The 18,236-nt window shown below is 56.8% G+C and carries 15 protein-coding genes and 3 tRNA genes; 11 read left to right on the top strand and 7 right to left on the bottom strand.

Annotated features, from left to right (window positions below):
* Positions 1-105: 105 nt before the first annotated feature.
* The 5 genes from ACNSOI_RS11680 (at position 106) to ACNSOI_RS11660 (ending at position 2,160) form a co-directional block, all read left to right on the top strand.
* On the top strand, positions 106-1,344 hold the full coding sequence (locus ACNSOI_RS11680) for an aspartate kinase (RefSeq protein ID WP_152438384.1): 1,239 nt from the start codon (positions 106-108) through the stop codon (positions 1,342-1,344).
* Positions 1,345-1,515: 171 nt separating this feature from the next.
* Positions 1,516-1,713, top strand: a complete 198-nt coding sequence (gene csrA / locus ACNSOI_RS11675) for a carbon storage regulator CsrA (protein WP_022989559.1) — start codon at positions 1,516-1,518, stop codon at positions 1,711-1,713.
* Positions 1,714-1,838: 125 nt separating this feature from the next.
* Positions 1,839-1,928: transfer RNA gene (locus tag ACNSOI_RS11670), tRNA-Ser, on the top strand.
* Positions 1,929-1,986: 58 nt separating this feature from the next.
* Positions 1,987-2,063 (top strand) — tRNA-Arg (locus tag ACNSOI_RS11665).
* Between the two features lie 20 nt (positions 2,064-2,083).
* A tRNA-Arg gene (locus ACNSOI_RS11660) sits at positions 2,084-2,160 on the top strand.
* Between the two features lie 110 nt (positions 2,161-2,270).
* Here ACNSOI_RS11660 and ACNSOI_RS11655 read toward each other — a convergent pair.
* The 3 genes from ACNSOI_RS11655 to ACNSOI_RS11645 all read right to left on the bottom strand — a co-directional run bounded on the left by ACNSOI_RS11655 (position 2,271) and on the right by ACNSOI_RS11645 (position 4,735).
* Positions 2,271-2,636 carry a hypothetical protein gene (locus tag ACNSOI_RS11655; RefSeq protein ID WP_420194089.1) on the bottom strand — a complete coding sequence of 122 codons (366 nt, stop codon included), beginning with the start codon at positions 2,634-2,636 and terminating at the stop codon, positions 2,271-2,273.
* 12 nt (positions 2,637-2,648) lie between these two features.
* The gene (locus ACNSOI_RS11650; protein WP_286250347.1) at positions 2,649-3,998 is read right to left on the bottom strand and encodes an NAD(P)/FAD-dependent oxidoreductase; all 1,350 of its coding nucleotides are present in this window, start codon (positions 3,996-3,998) and stop codon (positions 2,649-2,651) included.
* Between the two features lie 200 nt (positions 3,999-4,198).
* Positions 4,199-4,735 (bottom strand): DUF2058 domain-containing protein, encoded by a 537-nt coding sequence (locus ACNSOI_RS11645; RefSeq protein ID WP_420194088.1) that lies wholly within the window; start codon positions 4,733-4,735, stop codon positions 4,199-4,201.
* Positions 4,736-4,839: 104 nt separating this feature from the next.
* On the opposite strand from ACNSOI_RS11645, the gene dbpA reads away from it, so the two are divergent.
* The 4 genes from dbpA (at position 4,840) to ACNSOI_RS11625 (ending at position 9,844) form a co-directional block, all read left to right on the top strand.
* Positions 4,840-6,213 carry an ATP-dependent RNA helicase DbpA gene (gene dbpA / locus ACNSOI_RS11640; RefSeq protein WP_420194087.1) on the top strand — a complete coding sequence of 458 codons (1,374 nt, stop codon included), beginning with the start codon at positions 4,840-4,842 and terminating at the stop codon, positions 6,211-6,213.
* A gap of 223 nt (positions 6,214-6,436) precedes the next feature.
* Positions 6,437-6,688, top strand: coding sequence for an OadG family protein (locus ACNSOI_RS11635; RefSeq protein WP_061332702.1), 252 nt, complete (start codon positions 6,437-6,439; stop codon positions 6,686-6,688).
* A 41-nt stretch (positions 6,689-6,729) separates the two neighbouring features.
* On the top strand, positions 6,730-8,508 hold the full coding sequence (gene oadA, locus ACNSOI_RS11630) for a sodium-extruding oxaloacetate decarboxylase subunit alpha (protein ID WP_061332703.1): 1,779 nt from the start codon (positions 6,730-6,732) through the stop codon (positions 8,506-8,508).
* A 13-nt stretch (positions 8,509-8,521) separates the two neighbouring features.
* The gene (locus tag ACNSOI_RS11625) at positions 8,522-9,844 is read left to right on the top strand and encodes a sodium ion-translocating decarboxylase subunit beta (RefSeq protein ID WP_061332704.1); all 1,323 of its coding nucleotides are present in this window, start codon (positions 8,522-8,524) and stop codon (positions 9,842-9,844) included.
* Positions 9,845-10,102: 258 nt separating this feature from the next.
* Here ACNSOI_RS11625 and ACNSOI_RS11620 read toward each other — a convergent pair whose 3' ends face one another.
* Genes ACNSOI_RS11620 through imuA form a run of 3 tightly spaced genes read right to left on the bottom strand, consistent with a single transcriptional unit; the run spans position 10,103 to position 15,332 of the window.
* Entirely contained in the window at positions 10,103-13,219 is a 3,117-nt protein-coding gene (locus ACNSOI_RS11620; RefSeq protein ID WP_420194086.1) for an error-prone DNA polymerase, read from the bottom strand.
* Positions 13,219-14,637, bottom strand: coding sequence for a Y-family DNA polymerase (locus ACNSOI_RS11615; protein WP_420194085.1), 1,419 nt, complete (start codon positions 14,635-14,637; stop codon positions 13,219-13,221). The genes ACNSOI_RS11620 and ACNSOI_RS11615 overlap by 1 nt, the downstream gene beginning before the upstream one ends.
* Positions 14,638-14,642: 5 nt before the next feature.
* Positions 14,643-15,332 carry a translesion DNA synthesis-associated protein ImuA gene (imuA, locus tag ACNSOI_RS11610; protein ID WP_420194084.1) on the bottom strand — a complete coding sequence of 230 codons (690 nt, stop codon included), beginning with the start codon at positions 15,330-15,332 and terminating at the stop codon, positions 14,643-14,645.
* Between the two features lie 126 nt (positions 15,333-15,458).
* Between imuA and ACNSOI_RS11605 the strand changes: the two genes are divergently transcribed.
* The gene (locus ACNSOI_RS11605; RefSeq protein ID WP_420194083.1) at positions 15,459-15,794 is read left to right on the top strand and encodes a 4a-hydroxytetrahydrobiopterin dehydratase; all 336 of its coding nucleotides are present in this window, start codon (positions 15,459-15,461) and stop codon (positions 15,792-15,794) included.
* Here ACNSOI_RS11605 and ACNSOI_RS11600 read toward each other — a convergent pair.
* Positions 15,791-16,777, bottom strand: a complete 987-nt coding sequence (locus ACNSOI_RS11600; RefSeq protein WP_354447980.1) for an integron integrase — start codon at positions 16,775-16,777, stop codon at positions 15,791-15,793. The two genes, ACNSOI_RS11605 and ACNSOI_RS11600, sit on opposite strands and share 4 nt — an antisense overlap.
* Positions 16,778-17,500: 723 nt before the next feature.
* On the opposite strand from ACNSOI_RS11600, the gene ACNSOI_RS11595 reads away from it, so the two are divergent.
* A complete protein-coding gene (locus tag ACNSOI_RS11595; protein ID WP_342631457.1) occupies positions 17,501-17,863 on the top strand; it encodes a hypothetical protein in 363 nt (120 codons plus the stop codon).
* The last annotated feature ends 373 nt before the right edge of the window (positions 17,864-18,236 follow it).

Below are 18,236 nucleotides of genomic sequence, written 5' to 3'. Positions count from 1 at the left end.
AACTGTTTTTGGACGCGGGCGGAGGTTTATAATTCCGCCCGCTTTATTTGATGGGCGGGCAATCGGTGTTCCGCTTTGAGTCCCCGGTTCGGAGTTTGGCAAAACATGGCTCTGTTGGTTCAGAAATTTGGTGGTACGTCCGTTGGTACAACCGAGCGGATTGAGGCAGTGGCTGACAAAGTGTGTCAGTTCCGTAAAGACGGGCACGATGTGGTGGTTGTGGTCTCGGCCATGAGCGGAGAAACCAACCGGCTGATCGCCCTGGCCAACGACATTATGGAAGATCCGGTACCCCGGGAAATGGACGTACTGGTGTCTACCGGTGAGCAGGTGACCATCGCGTTGTTGTCTATGGCGCTGCAGAAGCGTGGCTGTGATGCCCGGTCTTACACCGGCTCACAGGTGCGCATCCTGACGGATAGCAGTCACACCAAGGCGCGGATCAAGCAGATTGATGAGCAGCGCATGCGCGAAGATCTGGAAGCCGGCCGGGTAGTGGTTGTTGCGGGCTTCCAGGGTATTGATGAGCACGGCAACATCACTACGCTCGGTCGCGGGGGTTCAGACACCACCGCGGTGGCACTGGCGGCTGCCCTGAAGGCTGACGAGTGTCAGATCTACACGGATGTGGACGGTGTTTATACAACCGACCCGCGGGTGGTAGACAGTGCTCGCCGGCTCGATCGAATTACATTTGAAGAAATGCTCGAGATGGCCAGCCTGGGCTCGAAAGTGCTCCAGATTCGCGCCGTCGAATTTGCAGGTAAATACAATGTTCCATTAAGAGTGCTTTCCAGCTTCCAGGAAGGTGAAGGCACCCTGATTACTTTTGAGGATGAGAACGCCATGGAACAACCGGTTGTTTCCGGCATTGCTTTCAATCGTGACGAAGCCAAACTGACCATTTCAGGTGTGCCCGATACCCCGGGCAGCGCCCTGCGGATTCTGAAGCCGGTCAGCGATGCCAATATTGAAGTGGACATGATTGTGCAGAACGTGGGCGAAGATAATAAAACCGCGTTCACCTTCACTGTTCACCGTAACGACTTCAAACGGGCCCAGGAAGTTCTGCGTGGTATCTCCAGCGAAATTGGCGCTGGCGAAGTGGGTGGCGACAGCAAGATTGCAAAAGTGAGCATTGTGGGCGTAGGCATGCGCTCGCACGCTGGCGTGGCAACTAAAATGTTTGAGGCGCTGTCCAAAGAAGGTATTAATATTCAGATGATCTCCACCTCGGAAATCAAGATTTCGGTGGTGATCGATGAGAAGTATCTCGAGCTGGCGGTTCGTGCACTACACAGTGCATTTGAGCTGGATCAGGCCGGGGTGGACGAGGGCGCTTAACAGCAGGATGCTCGCAAGCGCGCCTTTTTGAGTCATTGATAATAGCTATCGAGATGCGAAGGGGTATAAGTATTATTGCGTCTTTAGTATGATCGGTGATCTCTTTATAAAAGCTATAAGTACAACATTCTGTTGTCGGAACAGGTTGGTTTGGAATAGGGAGAAAGGGATATGTTGATTTTGACCCGCCGTGTTGGCGAAACTCTGATGATCGGCGACGAGATTACCGTTACCGTTCTGGGAGTGAAGGGGAACCAGGTACGTATCGGTGTTAACGCGCCCAAAGACGTCGCGGTTCACCGTGAAGAAATCTATCAGCGGATTCAGTCCGAAAAAGGCTCAGACGAGCCGGAACCGGGCAATCGTTGATCGATAAAAAGCCGCTCACGGGAAACCTGAGCGGCTTTTTTGATGGTGGGGAAAATCGAGTAGAAAAAACTCGTGTCAACCCTATGAAAACAGAAAAATTATGGTAGTATACGCCCCGTTCTCAAGGAGAGGTGGGTGAGTGGCTGAAACCAGTTCCCTGCTAAGGAACCGTACGAGCAATCGTACCGAGGGTTCGAATCCCTCCCTCTCCGCCATTTCCTTTTGGGGAAACGAGAACAGGTTGAAGCAGCATTCAACCAATGCGAAAGATGCGCGGCTGTAGCTCAGCTGGATAGAGTACCTGGCTACGAACCAGGCGGTCGGAGGTTCGAATCCTCCCAGCCGCGCCACTATCGCAAACCCGTTTTAAGCGGCTGTAGCTCAGCTGGATAGAGTACCTGGCTACGAACCAGGCGGTCGGAGGTTCGAATCCTCCCAGCCGCGCCATATTAAATAAAAAACCCCGCCTTGAGCGGGGTTTTTTATTTGTAGATCTCGGAGTCTAAAAGGATTTGAACCGATAGAGGTTCGACTGGAACCAGCTTGTTCGATAACACTCATTCAAAGGATGAGTGGTGCGTTGGCCGCAGGCAGAGGAGCAAGGGCATGCATGCCACGAACGCGGCAACGCCGGCACCCAGGCTTGCTGCTGCCAGGGCCGTGTAGTCCAGCAGGCCCGCAAGCTGGCTGTGGCTTGCGCCCGTAACCCACGGAGCGTGAGCCAGAGCGCCAACGAAGAAGATTATTCCTACGATTGCGCTGATATTGCAGGCCCCCCGCCAGTCCAGAGGCCCTTTGCGATGCTTGAGGAGTGCGCCAACAACCAGCACCGCCTCAATCAGCAGGGCTGTGGCGATAAGTGGCAGGACCGGGCGCAAAGCCTCTAGCAGTACCGACAGAACACCGAACAGTGAAAATACCATGTGATTGCCTCCTTATACCCGGCCTCTGAGCATGGCCTGGTAGGCCGCCTGTAGCATTTTGTCTTTCAGAATCCAGGGTACCCAATGTTCTTCGTAGGGGTTGATGAAGCCGAACGAAGGCACCATTTTCAGTTCGTAGTCGAACTCCACCAGAATCGCCTTGCCTTTCTCTGTGATCAGGGGGCAGGAGGTGTACCCGTTGTAGCGGCCCGGCAGTTCGCTTTTGCCTTGAATCGTCGCCAGCAGGTTGGCAACGGCGATGGGTGCCTGGGCTTTTACGCTGGCAGCTGTTTTGCCAACCGGTGTGCCAACCACGTCACCCACCCCGAAAATATTCGGATATCGACGGTGCTGAAGGGTGTGACGATCAACTTCAAGCCAGCCTGTGAATGGACCTTCCCGCCAGGCCAGGGGGCCTTCGCGAACCGGCGCTGGAGCGGTCATCGGGGGCACTACGTGAATGAAGTCGTAGTCTTCCGTGATATTGCCATCCGGGGTTCTGAAGGTAGCTTCTTTGCGCCCCGGTTCAATGGCAATCAGTTCATGCCGATTGCGAATCGGAATACCCCTTGCGGGCATATGGCTGTATAGGAATTTATTGATGTCTGGCTGCGAGAACAGGCCGGCTTCCCCTGAGATATAGTGCATCTCGGTGCGATTCCGGGTGCCGGCTTCGCGCATGCGGTGTTCAGTCAGCAAGGTCACTTTCAAAGGCGCGCCGGCGCATTTGATGGCAGTGATCGGGCGGGTCATCAGCGCTTTGCCGCCTTTCTCTACCAGTTCGTCAACGGCCCTGGCTGTGGCTGCACCGTGAATGGGATTATCGTAGACGCAGGCAATGCCGTTCTGGCCGATCAGGTCTGTACTCATTCCCTCGATCAGGTCGTAACGCACCTCTACACCGGTGGCCACCATCAGGTAGTCATAGTCAACTTGCTGCCCGCCGCTGGTCATCACCCGGTTGTTGTCTGGATCGAATGCCGCAACGGTATCTTTGACCCACTTGACGGACCGGGGCAGGTAACGGTCGTTCCGGTCGATGACTTTGTTGACATCCTTCCAGGCACCGACCGCAACCAGAGTCAGGCCAGGCTGGTAATAATGGGCTTCACGGCTGTCGATAATGGTGATGTTTGGCGAATCGATGGCGGAAGATAGGCGCGATGCCAGTGAAATTCCGGCTGCGCCGGCACCGACGATAACAATGCGGGCTTTCGACTGGATGGCGGCGGCTTGGCGAGGTGAGAGCAGGGCGGTGGTTGGTACTGCCGCTGCCAGTGCGCCTGCCGCAGAGAGCTTGATCAGTTGTCGGCGGCTGAGTTTGCCGGCCGGTTCGCTAGCATGGGTTCTATTTTTGGGCATGGTGAGCCTCTTCTGATTTAGCCAGGGGTAGATGATGCATGGCCACATATACCCAAATGATCTATGCATAGAATATTTGGGAATTCATCAGAACTCTACGAAAGCAGGAGGCGGTGGTCTGTGACAATGTCACACAAGCGGGAGGAAGCCGGTAGCAGCGGGGGCTAGAGTGCTACCGACTTTAGTCGTAGGGCGGGTCTTTACCACATCAGATCATCGGGAATCTCATACCCCGCGTAAGGGTCGTCCTCTCCGGCATCATCATGCTTGCGATCGTGCATCGAAATCACGGCGGTTTCGTCTCGCTCCATAATCTTGCGGGCTACTTTGTCCGGGACCACTTCGTAGTTGTCGCCAATTGCCACAATCGCAAGCCGGCCACGGGAGAGCTGGTCAACCATGGTGTCATCCACCAGAATTTTCTTGATCTTCTTTCCGTCGACAAACTGGTAAGACGTTTCGCCCCGGCTGCGGTCCAGTCGGTTGGTTTCAATCAGTTGCCGAATCTGAGCCTGAATGGCTTTCTTTTCCGCCTCCTTTTGCCGTTCCAGATTCAGCTGGCGGTCACGCTCGGCCTTTTCAAGGCGGGCCTGGCGAGCGCGTTCCTCGGCTTCATTCACCTGGACTGCACCTTTGGGTTGCTGCTTGCGTTGCTTGCGTTTTTCGTTTCGTATGCTTTTGGCTTTCTTTTCGTCGGCCAGTCCGGCCTTGAGTAGTTGTTCCTGCAAAGACGCCATCAGTGACTCCGTGGATTCGTGATAAACTGCATATTATGAACCTCTAGTATACGCCGACGTTATTCCCGCAATAACCCACAAACATTTATCTCGTGGATTTTTCTATGTCTTCTTTTAAAGAGCTGGGGCTTTCTCAGGCCATGCAGGCAAACCTGCAGCGGTTGGGTTTTGAGCGGCCGACTGGCATACAGGTCAAGGCATTGCCACCAGCGCTGGCCGGCAAGGATGTGATTGCCATGGCGCAGACCGGCAGTGGCAAGACGGCTGCATTCGGCATTCCGCTGGTGGAACGACTGAAACCAAAACAGTTTGCGGTGCAGGCGCTGGTGTTATGCCCGACCCGGGAGCTGGCTGACCAGGTGGCCAAGGCTTTGAGAGAGCTGGCGCGGGCACAAGACAACGTGAAAGTGCTCACGCTTTGTGGGGGTGTTCCCATAGGGCCCCAGATCGGCTCGCTCAGTCATGGCGCCCATATCGTGGTAGGCACGCCGGGCAGGGTTGATGACCACCTGCGCAAGGGTACGCTGACCCTGGACCGCGTGAACACGCTGGTGTTGGACGAAGCAGACCGAATGCTGGATATGGGGTTTGAAGAGGTGGTGTTGTCCATTCTTGAGCAAACGCCGGTCGCCCGACAAACTCTCCTGTTTTCCGCAACCTGGCCAGAACCGATCCGGGCCATGAGCGAGCGCTTCCAGGTTGAGCCGGTGGACGTCAGGATCGAGGCAGAAGACGCTACCAGCAGTATTTCTGAGGTGTTCTACGAAATATCGCCAGACCAGAAAGTTCGCGCAGTTGCAGCCCTGTTGTCTCATTATCAGCCGGTGTCGTCTCTGGTTTTCTGTACAACCAAGCGGGACTGCGACGAGCTGGCGCAGGAGCTTGAGGCACTCGGTTTTGCGGCTATGTCACTGCATGGGGATCTCGAGCAGAAAGACAGGGATAGCACATTGGTCAAATTCGCCAATCAGAGCTGCACGGTCATGGTCGCCACCGACGTGGCTGCTCGTGGCCTGGATATCAAAGCGTTGCCCCTGGTGATCAATGCCGAGCCTGCCCGCGACCCGGAAGTACACACCCATCGCATTGGCCGTACCGGGCGTGCCGGTGAACAGGGGCACGCGATTACGCTGTGCGCGCCCAGCCAGGGCCATAAAGTCTCGCGGCTTGAATCAGCCCGGGGTGCGTCTGTTGTCTGGGGCGATTCCGAAAGCCTGCTGGCGCAAACGTTACGCCCGGTTCGCCCGGCCATGAAAACCCTGTGCCTGGCCGGTGGTCGAAAAGACAAAGTGCGCCCTGGCGACGTGTTGGGCGCTTTGACCGGGGATGCGGGTATTCCGGGTACGGCAGTGGGAAAAATAGATCTGTTCGATTTCCAGTGTTTTGTGGCCGTTGATGAAGCCTGGGCAGATAAAGCTTTGGCTCGGCTTGAGAAAGGAAAGGTCAAAGGCCGCAAAATCAGGGTTCGTTATGCTTGATTCCGGTTGTTGAAGACCGGTCGGGTGAGTGTCAGATCAGGCCAGGAAGCTCGGAAAGTCCCTATAGAAATGTTTACTTCAGGTTGCTCCTGATCAATGAAAACGGTAAATTACGCAGGATTTTGCCTCCCGATTTGTTCGTTCCAGCCATTAGACTTTGGTCTGACGGCTGAAGGCGGCGAAGCGGGGAAATCACACAAATCAATACAGGTAGCTATTCGATATGAATGAGCTGATGTCACAAGCCGTCGAGTTGATGATTGCTGGTATGGGCTTTGTGTTCGCGTTCCTGGTTGTTCTGGTATTCGCGACACTGCTCATGTCCAAACTCATTGGACGGTTTGCGCCGCCAGAGCCGGCAACCCCGGCCAAAACGCCACGTGCCAAGCCGAAGGCGCCCGCGTCGGTTGATCCTGACACCGCCGAGGCCATCAAGAAGGCGATTGCACAATACCGGGCACGCCACAAGAAGTGACCCGTTGCACGATTAGAACCTTTTAACAGAAGGCTGACACGATGACTGATACCAAGAAACCGCTGGGGATTACGGACGTAATTCTGCGTGACGCCCACCAATCCCTGCTTGCCACCCGTATGCGGCTTGATGACATGCTGCCCATTGCCGAGAAACTCGACAAAGTCGGTTTCTGGTCTCTGGAGTCCTGGGGTGGTGCTACCTTTGATTCCTGTATCCGTTACCTGGGCGAAGACCCATGGGAGCGCATCCGCGAGCTGAAAAAAGCCATGCCCAACACCCAACAGCAGATGCTGTTGCGTGGTCAGAACCTGTTGGGCTATCGCCATTACGCGGATGATGTGGTTGATCGTTTCTGTGAGCGTGCCGCCGAAAATGGCGTTGACGTGTTCCGTATCTTCGACGCGATGAACGATCCTCGCAACATGGACCGTGCCATCAAAGCCGTTCGCAAGACCGGCAAGCACGCCCAGGGCACCATTGCCTACACCACCAGCCCCGTGCATACCGTCGACATGTGGGTAGAGCTTGCGAAAGAAGTGGCCGACATGGGTGCCGATTCCATCGCCATCAAAGACATGGCGGGCATTCTCAAGCCCTACGTAGCGTATGAGCTGGTCAGTCGTCTGAAGAAAGAGCTGGATATCCCTATCCACATGCAGTGCCACGCCACCACCGGCATGTCTACCGCCACCGCCATCAAGGCTGCGGAAGCCGGCATTGATAACGTGGACACCGCAATCTCCTCCATGAGTATGACCTACGGCCACTCGCCCACTGAGGCAGTCGTGGCCATTCTGGAAGGTACCGACCGTGACACCGGCCTGGACCTGAACCTGCTGGAAGAAATTGCTGCTTATTTCCGCGAAGTGCGTAAGAAGTACGCCAAATTTGAAGGCAGCCTCCGTGGAACCGATTCCCGCATCCTGATTGCCCAGGTGCCGGGCGGCATGCTGACCAACATGGAAAACCAGTTGCGTGAGCAGAACGCCAGCGACAAGTTTGATCAGGTTCTGGAAGAGATTCCCAAGGTTCGCGAAGACCTGGGCTTCATCCCGCTGGTGACCCCAACCTCTCAGATTGTCGGTACCCAGGCGGTACTGAATGTTCTGACCGGCGAGCGTTACAAGTCCATCTCCAAGGAAACGGCTGCGATCCTGAAGGGTGAGTACGGCGCAGCGCCGGCACCCATGAACAAAGAATTGCAGGATCGTGTTCTGGATGGCAAGGAAGTGATGACCTGCCGCCCGGCGGATGTGCTTGAACCGGAAATGGACAAGCTGACCGCTGAGCTGAAGGACATCGCCAAAGAGAAGGGCATCAAACTGGCCGAGCAGGAAGTTGATGACGTTCTGACCTACGCCTTGTTCCCGCAGATTGGCCTGAAGTTCCTGGAAAACCGCGGTAATCCGGATGCATTTGAGCCGGTACCGAGTGCTGATGACGTTGCCCCCGCCAAAAAGGCCGCTGGCCCTGAGACTTACACCGTGGAAGTTAACGGCAAGAAGTACGTGGTTGCTGTTAACGAAGGTGGTGAGATCAGCCAGATTGAAGGCCAGGGTGGCGCCTCTGCGCCTGCCGCTGCTGCAGCTCCGGCTGCCGGTGAGGGCGAGCCTGTGGTGGCGCCTCTGGGCGGTAACATCTGGAAGGTTCACGTTTCTCCGGGTGATACCGTGGAAGAGGGCGATGTGCTGATTATCCTCGAAGCCATGAAAATGGAAACCGAGGTGCGCGCACCCAAGGCCGGTACCATCGGTGAAGTCTTCATCAAGGAGGGGGACGCCGTCTCCGTTGATGATGAAATGCTGACAATCGCATAAGGGCCAGCATTCCATGGAAAAGTTATTGACGTTGTGGACAGGTAGTGGCCTGTTCAACATAGAGCCGGGCCAGGTGGTGATGATCATCGTTGGCCTTGTGCTTCTCTATCTTGCGATCAACAAGAAGTTTGAGCCATTGCTTCTGGTACCCATTGGGTTCGGTGGCATCCTGGCGAATATTCCGGAGGCAGGGCTTGCCCTGTCTGCGGCCGAGAACGCCATCCATTTCGCGAAGCCGGAAGTGTATGCGGCATTGGCGAGCACACTAGATGTAGCCTATCAGGCTGGCCAGACAGTTACCCCTGAGGTAAAGGCGGCCTTCAAGGAAGCCTATGAGTCGGCTGGCTACGGCACGGTGAGTGCTGCGGATTCCATCGCTCAAAGCCTTGGTTACAGCCACGGGATGCTGCACAGCTTCTACATGGTGATTATCGGTTCTACCATTGGCCCGCTGCTGATCTTCATGGGCGTTGGCGCGATGACCGATTTTGGCCCCTTGCTGGCTAACCCCAAGACGCTGCTGCTTGGTGCCGCCGCTCAGTTCGGTATCTTCGGTACCGTGATTGGTGCGGCGCTGCTGGACTGGACCGGTGTTCTTGAGTTCACCATTCGTGAAGCAGCGGCCATCGGTATTATCGGTGGTGCGGATGGCCCGACGTCGATCTACGTATCAAGCGTTCTGGCTCCGCATCTGCTGGGTGCTATCGCGGTCTCTGCCTACGCCTACATGGCGTTGGTGCCGATGATCCAGCCGCCGATCATGAAGGCGCTGACCACCCAGAAAGAGCGCGCCATCAAGATGTCGCAGTTGCGCCCGGTGAGCAAGAAAGAGAAGATCATCTTCCCGATCGTGGTACTGATCGCGGTGGTTCTGTTCCTGCCGGATGCGGCTCCGCTGCTGGGTATGTTCTGCTTCGGTAACCTGATGCGTGAGTGTGGCGTGGTCGAGCGTTTGAGCGACACGGCCCAGAACGCGCTGATCAACATTGTGACCATCTTCCTGGGGCTGTCTGTTGGCGCCAAGCTGGTGGCGGACAAGTTCCTGGATGGCCAGACTCTGGGTATCCTGGTGCTGGGCATGGTGGCCTTTGCGGTTGGTACCGCTGCCGGTATCTTGATGGCCAAGTTGATGAATAAGGTGACCAAGGAAGCGATCAACCCGTTGATTGGTTCTGCCGGGGTGTCTGCGGTGCCGATGGCGGCGCGGGTGTCCAACAAGGTTGGCCTGGAGGCGAACCCGCAGAACTTCCTGCTGATGCACGCGATGGGCCCGAATGTGGCTGGTGTTATCGGCTCTGCGGTTGCAGCGGGTGTGATGATCAAGCTGCTTGGCTGATTGTTGTTCGCTGCTGTATTGAGAGAACCCTGCTTCGGCGGGGTTTTCTTTTTTGTAGCCTGCTAGTTTGGTGCTGGCAGCAGGGTGGCAGGGCTTTCCAAAAAACGCTCCTTCGGCACGTCCATGTGGCGCTTGGGCTCCGCCATCCATGGCTCCGCACATTTTTGGAAAGCCCCGCCACCCTGCTGCTTCTGAGCTCCGAGTTGTCAGCCTTAAGAGTGCGGAAAAGTTTGCATTGTGGTGGTCGTTCCCAGCTGTTCAGTGAAAATCTCTGGAACTGACCGGTAACGCGTTAATCAGATGGCTCAGGTCAGACAGCTTTCCGGCCATGATATGAACGATATCTCCCTCCTTTTCGATAATCCCCTTTACGTGTAACAACCGGGCGGTGAGTAACGGTTTTCGTTGGCGGCGGGCGGTGTCTAGCCAGACGACGACGTTGATGTTGCCGGTTTCGTCTTCGAGGGTGACGAAGGTGACGCCAGAGGCGGTGCCGGGGCGTTGGCGGCCGGTGACGAGGCCGGCGACTTGTACGGGGATGCCGGGGCGGGTGGTTTTGAGTTGGTCGGCGGTGAGGCAGTAGCGCAGGTGGCCTTGTTCGCGGAGCAGGGCGAGGGGGTGCCTTTGTAGTGTTAGGCCCTGGCTGCTGTAGTCGGCCAGTACGTTCTGGCCTTCGGTGGGTTCGGGAAGCAGGTGGCAGGGCTCCGGGGTGTAATCGGCCATGGTTTCGTTGGCGAAGAGTTCTGCCGGTTCTTCGTGTTCGAGTAACTGCCAGTAAGCCTGGTGGCGGTTGCTGGTGAAGCCGGGCATGGCGTTGGCGCCGGCGAGGAGTTCCATGTCGCGTTGGTTGAGGCCCGCGCGGGTGCGCAGTTCGGTGGCGCTTTGGTAGCCGTTTGCGGGGCGGTTCTGCTGAATGCGTTCGGCACCGCTGGAGGACAGGCCCTGTATGATTCTGAGGCCGAGGCGCAGGTGTTTTTCCTTGCCTTGCAGGGTGTGTTCCCAAGCGCTGTGGTTCACATCCGGTGGCAGCACGGTTACCTGGTGGCGCTGGGCATCCTGTACCAACTGGCTGGGGGAGTAGAACCCCATGGGCTGGCTGTTGAGCAGGGCGCAGTAGAAGGCGGCCGGGTGGTGGCGTTTGATCCAGGCGGAGACGTACACCAGCAAGGCGAAGCTGGCGGCGTGGGATTCCGGGAAGCCGTAGCCGCCGAAACCGCAGATTTGCTGGTATAAGCGTTCGGCGAAGTCCGGATCGTGGCCCCGTTCCAGCATGCCGCTGATCAGTTTGTCCCGGAACGGGGTGAGGTCGCCGTGGGATTTCCAGGCGGCCATGGCGCGGCGCAGTTTATCGGCTTCGCCGGCACTGAAGCCTGCCGCCACCATGGCCAGTTTGATGACCTGTTCCTGGAAGATCGGCACACCCAGGGTACGTTCCAGTACCTGGCGGACGGCGTCGTTCGGGTAGTCCACCGCTTCCAGGCCGTGTTTTCGGCGCAGGTAAGGGTGCACCATGTCGCCCTGAATAGGGCCGGGGCGGACGATGGCCACTTCAATCACTAGGTCATACCAGGTTTCCGGTTTCAGACGCGGGAGCATGTTGATCTGGGCCCGGGATTCCACCTGGAACACGCCGATGCTGTCGCCTTTCTGCAGCATGGCGTAGGTGGCCGGATCTTCCTGGGGCACATCCTGGATGGTGAAGGTTTGGCCCTTTTCCTCGCTGATCAATTCCAGCGCCTTGCGGATGGCGGTGAGCATGCCCAGGGCCAGTACATCCACCTTCATCAATCCCAGGCTTTCCAGGTCGTCTTTGTCCCACTGGATCACGGTACGACCTTCCATGGCAGCATTTTCTACCGGCACCAGTTCAGCCAATGGCCCGGCACTGATCACAAACCCGCCCACATGCTGGGACAGGTGCCGGGGGAAACCCAGTATTGTGTTGACCAGGGTAAAGAGCTGGTCTGCCACTTTCGGGTTTCGGGTGAGCCCTTTATCCAGAATTTGCTGGCGCCAGTTGGTGGCCTTGTCGCGCCAGTCGATGCCATCGAGCAGCTTTTCCACCAGTGCGGCGTCGAACCCCAGGGCCTTGCCGACATCGCGGATGGCGCTGCGGGGGCGATAGCGGATAACCGTTGCCGCCAGTGCCGCCCGTTCCCGGCCATAACGTTGATAGATGTACTGGATGACTTCTTCCCGCCGTTGGTGCTCAAAATCCACATCGATATCCGGTGGCTCGTCCCGGTCTTTCGAGATGAAACGTTCGAACAGCAGCTCCACCTTGGCGGGGTTCACTTCGGTGATGCCCAGGCAGTAACAGACGGCCGAGTTGGCGGCCGATCCTCGCCCCTGGCACAAGATACCGCGGCTGCGAGCAAAGGCCACGATGTCGTGGATGGTGAGGAAGTAATGCTCGTAGTTGAGCTCCGAGATCAAACCCAGCTCTTTGCGGATTAATGCCTGCACCTTCATGGGCGTGCCCCCGGGGTAGCGGCGACGTTCGCCGTCCCGGGTCAGGCGTTTTAGGTAGGCCGCCGGGGTTTCGCCCTTCGGTACAAGGTCAGGCGGGTATTCATAGCGCAGGCTGCCGGGCTCGAAACGGCAGCTGTTGGCAATGTTGACGGTTTCCTGAAGCCAGGCCTGGGGGAACAGGCGTTGCAGTACCGGGAGCGGCCGCAGGTAACGCTCGCCGTTCTGGAACAGGCAGTGGCCAGCGTTTTCGACCGTGGAGTGATGGCGCAGTGCCGTGAGTACATCTTGCAGGGGCTGGCGCTCCCTGGCGTGCATGTGTACTTCGCCGGTTGCGGCAATGGCAAGTTTGAGCTGATCGGCCAGCTTGCGTACACGAGCCAGCTGTTGCTCTTCGCCCGCTTCCAGGGTGCGGGTGGCGCCAATGCGCAGGCGTTGCTCAAACAACCGTTGCAACCATTCGCCACAAACCTCGGCTTGCTCGTAGCTGGCAGCCGACGATGCCGGTGGTAGCCACAGGCAGAGGCAGTTATCCAGCTCTTGGGTTTCGATATCCCGGGTAAACAGCTGATATTGGCCTTTCTCTGCCCGGCGCCGGCCGGTTGTGATCAGCTGGCAGAGTTGTCCATAACCCTTGCGGTTACGGGCCAGAAGGATAAAGCGGGGAGCCGAACCACCGGGGGGCGCATCTTCCAGTTCAAACCAGCTACCGGTAATTAGCTTTACCGGGCTGCCTTTCAGGGCAGACCAGGCTCTGGGAATGCCGGCAACGGAGCAGGCATCGGTGATGGCGATAGCGTTGTAGCCCAGCTCCAGGGCACGCTCGGCCAGCTCGTGGGGGTGTGAGGCCCCGGTCAGGAAGGTGAAATTGCTGAAGCAGAATAACTCTGCGTAGCCGGTAGCCATCAGCCAAACCATCCGTGTATGAACCAGCCATCCTGCACGTCCCGGAACACCCAGGCCAGTTCGCCGCCCGGCAACTGGGCGATGTAGTAATCTCGGTGAACCCGCTGGCCATCCCACCAGCCACCGCTGATGCGCTCCGGGCCGGAATGCCAGGTTTCCGGGGGCTGAGCCAGAGGCCGGGGAGCCTTCAGGAGCCACAAGGGACGCCGGGGTAGTGTCACTGAAGCCTGTGGCCGGAGTTTACAGGGTTTGCCCGGATTGTTGGCAGACCAGGCACATTCGGGCCGGTGATCAGCCCTGGCCGCAAGCCGTTTCAGGGACTGTTCGCCCAGGCGTGCCTGCAGGCGGCTGATCAGCGTGTGCCAGGCTTCGTCCAGGTCTTCCGTTTCGCCCAACAGATCCCGGCCTAACGGGGCTTCCCGGCCGGTGAAGCGTTTGACTGCCAGAATCAGGCCGGTGACCGGTGCGCTCAAGGGGTGTTGGTCCAGCTTCAGGCGTATCAGTTTCAGAAACATCTCGGCCCGGTGTTCCGGCCCGGTAGTGCGAATGCGTAAACGGGTGGCTTGCTGATGCCGGTGCTGCAGAATCAGTAACAGGGTATCCGTGTCTTGCTGGCGCCAGCACAGGTCTTCTTCCAGTTCTGACAGAATCCGCTGTAATGAGAACAGCAGCCCCTCGGTGTGCTCCACTTCGTGAATGAAGTCGGCTTTTTGCCGGAAACTGTGGGGTGGTTGCCAGGGGGCTTTTGGGTCTGGCCGGGTGCCCTGGATTTTCTGGACCATGGCCAGCAGTTCCGGTGACAGTCGCCGGGCCAGCTCTGTGGGGGGCAGGGCAAACACTTCTGCCAGGGTGTTCAGCCCCAGGCGTTGTAAGCGGGTGCAGGACTTTTCATCAAACCCTGCGGCCGGCAAGGGCAGGCTTCCCACCGATGTAAGAATGTGGCGTTTGTCTGCCGTGCATTCCCCTTTGCCGGCCCGGGCCAGTAACTGTGCGGCCAGGGGCGTATGGCCAATGGCGACCCAGGCGGTCAGTTTACGTTCGGCCAGCGCCTGCTCCACGGTTTGCCAGATAGAAGGCAAGCCGCCATACAGTTTCCGCAGGCTGCTGACTTCTGCCCAGATACCGTCTGGCGGTGAGAGGGTAATGTGTGCTGCATAGCGGTATAGCCAGCGCGCCTGGTCTTCCAACAGCCAGGCTTCCTGCCTGGTTTCGGTACGCATGATGCTCAGTTCTGGTGCCAGGCCCAGGGCAGTCTTCAGGCGCATACCGGCTTCAATACCAAGATCCCTGGCGTTTGGGCAGGCCTGAACCACGGTATGCCCGGCGCCGTCCACAATCGCCAGGGCTCCTGTGGATGGCTGATTCCGGTGGATGTGGTCCAGCAGCAAATGCGGGAAGTGCAGGTAAAGCCAGAGCATGCAGCTTACCCTTGCGAACGGGGCCACGGCCCCTGAACCACACGGGATGAATCCTGAGTGGTGATGTCTGCCCGGTGCCCTAACGCCAGGGAACAATGCTGGCCAGGCCAGCTGCCACGGCGCTTGATGATATTTACTTTGAGGTCCTGGTGATCCCCTGGCACCAGTTCCAGGCGCAAAGCCGCAGGTGAGTTTTGATCCGCCTGCCGGCGGCTACGGAACAGCACACACACATTGCCGCCGGCTTCTGATGCCAGCTGTAGCCGCCGGATATCCCGGCTGGCAAGCTTGCCAGGCCAGGCGAGCACCAGCCCGGTTACCGGTGAGCGCAGGCAGTTCTCAAGTGTCCACAGGAAATCGCCCTGATCGTCTGTGTTGATCACCACCAGATGGTCCAGATTCACGCCTTCCCGGGCCAGGGCAGGGGCATAGGGCGTGTGTGGCGGGTTCAGCCAGAAAACGGTTTTGCCCTGCTCAGACAAGCGCTGCATTAATGGCAAAACAAGGTGCAACTCACCAATGCCGAGGGCATCCAGCAGGCATTCGCTCAACGCGCCCCGGGGCCAACCCAGGCCACCCAGTTGATTGTCCAGAACCTGATAGCCTGTCGGCTCTGCTGGCTGCGTAGTTTTTCTGTGCTTGTGGCCCTGCCATACGCGGGCATCCTGCAGAAGACTGCTGAGAAGGTCACTCATGGGGAAATCCCTGAATACTGTTTATATATACAGTATTGTTGTGGGGGCGGAATTTCAACTACCCACTTGATAAAACCGTTCACGCCACCCACGCTGGACACAGTAACCAGGAGAGGAGAAACAGCCATGACCAAACTGAGCCAACACGCCTGTGAAGCCTGCCGTTCAGACGCACCGAAAGTGACCGGCCAGGAGAAGCAGGAACTGCTGAGCGTGATCCCAGACTGGGAAGATGTGATGGTAGACGGCGAGGAGCAGCTACGCCGGGTCTTCACCTTCAAGAACTTTGTGGAAGCACAAGCCTTCACCAACAAAGTGGCGGACCTGGCCGAAGCTGAAAACCATCACCCCGCGATTCTTCTGGAGTGGGGCAAAGCCACCGTGCGCTGGTGGACCCACAAAATCGGCGGTTTGCACAAAAATGATTTCATAATGGCCTCCAGAACAGACGAGCTTTATTAAAAGGCCTCGTCCACCGGGCTGCGCACACCAAAGCCGCCTTTACGGACAACATGGGTATAGATTTCGGTGGTACGGACATCGGAATGGCCGAGTAGCTTCTGGATGGTGCGTAAATCGTAGCCTGCTTCCAGAAGCCGCGTAGCAAAACTGTGCCTGAAGGTGTGGCTCCCGGCGGGCTTGTGAATGCCCGCAGCGCGAATGGCGATCTTGAAGTGCTTCTGTACCGTTCGGTCAAGCATGTGGTGGCGCCGCCGTATTCCAGAACGCGGATCAATAGAAAGATCCGGTGCCGGAAATACGTACTGCCAGTCTGGTTCCTGGCTGGCACTGGGGTATTTTCTTGCCAGGCCAGCCGGCATATACACCGAGCCACAGCCGCGGGCGATATCTACCTTGTGCTGCAGCAGGGCTGAGTGGATCTGCTTCTGGAGAGGCTCAATCAGCCGGTCTGGAAGCAGTGTGATTCTGTCTTTACCGCCTTTGCCTTCGCGGATAATTAACTGCTGCATCCCGAAATCAATGTCTTTTATCCGGAGCCGAAGCGCTTCACTTATCCGTAAACCAGAACCGTAAAGTAGCATGGCGATCAGTTTATAGTCGCCTTCCAGGTTGGCAATGACCCGCCGGGCCTCGTCCGGACTGAAGACAACGGGCAGCTTCTTGGGTTTTCTGGCTGCCTCATACTGAAGCTCTTCCAGGGGTGTACCCAGAAACTCCCGGTACAGGAAAATCAGGGCATTCAGTGCGACTCGCTGGGTAGCCACGCTGACATTTGCCTGCAGTACCAGATGTGACAAAAATGCCTCTACCTCCGCAGCGCCCATCGTTCCTGGGTGTTTTCGGCCATGGAACCGGATAAAGCGTTTAATCCAGAAAACGTAGGTTATCTCGGTTTTATAGGCCAGGCCCCGTAGCCGGATAAAGTTCCTGAGTTGATCAAGAAAGCGGGTAGATTGCGGTGAAATAGGGATGCGGATATCCATATCCTGAACTCTCTCTTTTTATGTATGGATATACAGTATATTGGTGTAGGGATTTGTCAATCCCTGATGGAGCCGTAGTTATACGAACGCGTTCGCAAAACTCCGGAAAAATGGATAGGAAATGTTTGTAACCTTCTGATATGGTTAGAAACTAGGATTTTTAGGGGTGGAGTTATACGCCCCTATGTTGGGGCTGGGGTGGCTCGAAAGAGGGCGTATAACTCCGGCGGTAGCCGTGGTGACTTCTGTTAACCTTCTGTTCTTGTTAGGAAAAGTATGAAATTTTGGGCGCGTTTTGGGTGGAGTTATACGAACGCGGGATATACGAACGTGTTCGTATAATTCACTGTTAGTTGCTGTTGGCCGTAAGGGAATATATGAAAAAGAATGAAGCTCGAATGTTCTTTCGCTTATTAGCCTTACTTATCGGCATCTTCGGTTGGGGCACATTTTTTCTGTTCGTGTGGCTCTCGGCAACTCGTGGCGGTTGGGATTGGAGGATTGCGATGACCGCGTTAGCGCTAGCAATATCTATGTCGTATGTGGCACTAAGGGGCTACATGCCAAAATCGCTGCTTCGGATCTACAGCTGGGGCCCGGTCGGCAGAGATAACGAACTTAAATAGCTATGCAAATTCAACTAACAATCACATTAAGTACGCTCACTTCGTTCGCCCGACGCTCGCAAGCTCGCGCGGCTTATGTGAGGCGTTAGGCTTATATATGGACAACACAGAATTCATTGCAGATCAGTTCGCGAAAGAGCTTCTTAAGTCCAACATTGAGTCGTATCGCGACATGCTTGCCCGTACCGATCCTTCGAAAGCAGTTCGAGTATATGCAGAAGCGGTTCTGGCTATGCGCAAGCTTTCCGGAGAGGATCAAGACGCGATCATTTCCTTTTTGAGAGTCGTAGCCTCCGACACAGCCTCTCAAATTTTCGGAGTTATCGGGGGCTCAAGTGATCTTGAAGGTGTGCTTGAAGACTTCTCTCTCTACTATGGGAGAGAGGAGATCTCTGAGAACCTGCAAGACGAGTTTCTTGCGGCATCGGAGCAGATAATAGACCTCAAGCCTAACAATTAGCTCCAGTTCGTTCCGGCCCTACGGGCCTCCACCGGACGCCCTTTTCATTGCGGCTTCGCCTCCATTACAAGGCCGCCGCTGAGCACAGCGTTATATGCCTTGCTCCGTCGTTTTTGGGCTTGGTGGTTGACCGCGATTTGGCAGTTGGTTTTTGGCAAAACACAGCCGCCAGTTGGTCATCGGTTTTGTCGGGTGTCTCGGTGTTCAGGTTGTGGGGCAATCCGGCGTAAATTCTGTGCGTCACCTGCCTATGCAGTGTTCTGGTTTCTAGCGCAATGGGTCGCGCTGGTACAACGTATCGGGAGTGGGCATTCGGAATTGAGTGCCACAATAAAGTGCCGGGTAACCGGCATCTAACAATTCGCATCAGTAC

It is taken from the genome of Marinobacter sp. GH_1 (genome assembly GCF_048595985.1).
GTDB classification, from domain to species: Bacteria; Pseudomonadota; Gammaproteobacteria; order Pseudomonadales; family Oleiphilaceae; genus Marinobacter; species Marinobacter shengliensis.
This window is presented reverse-complemented; position numbering and strand designations above follow the sequence as displayed.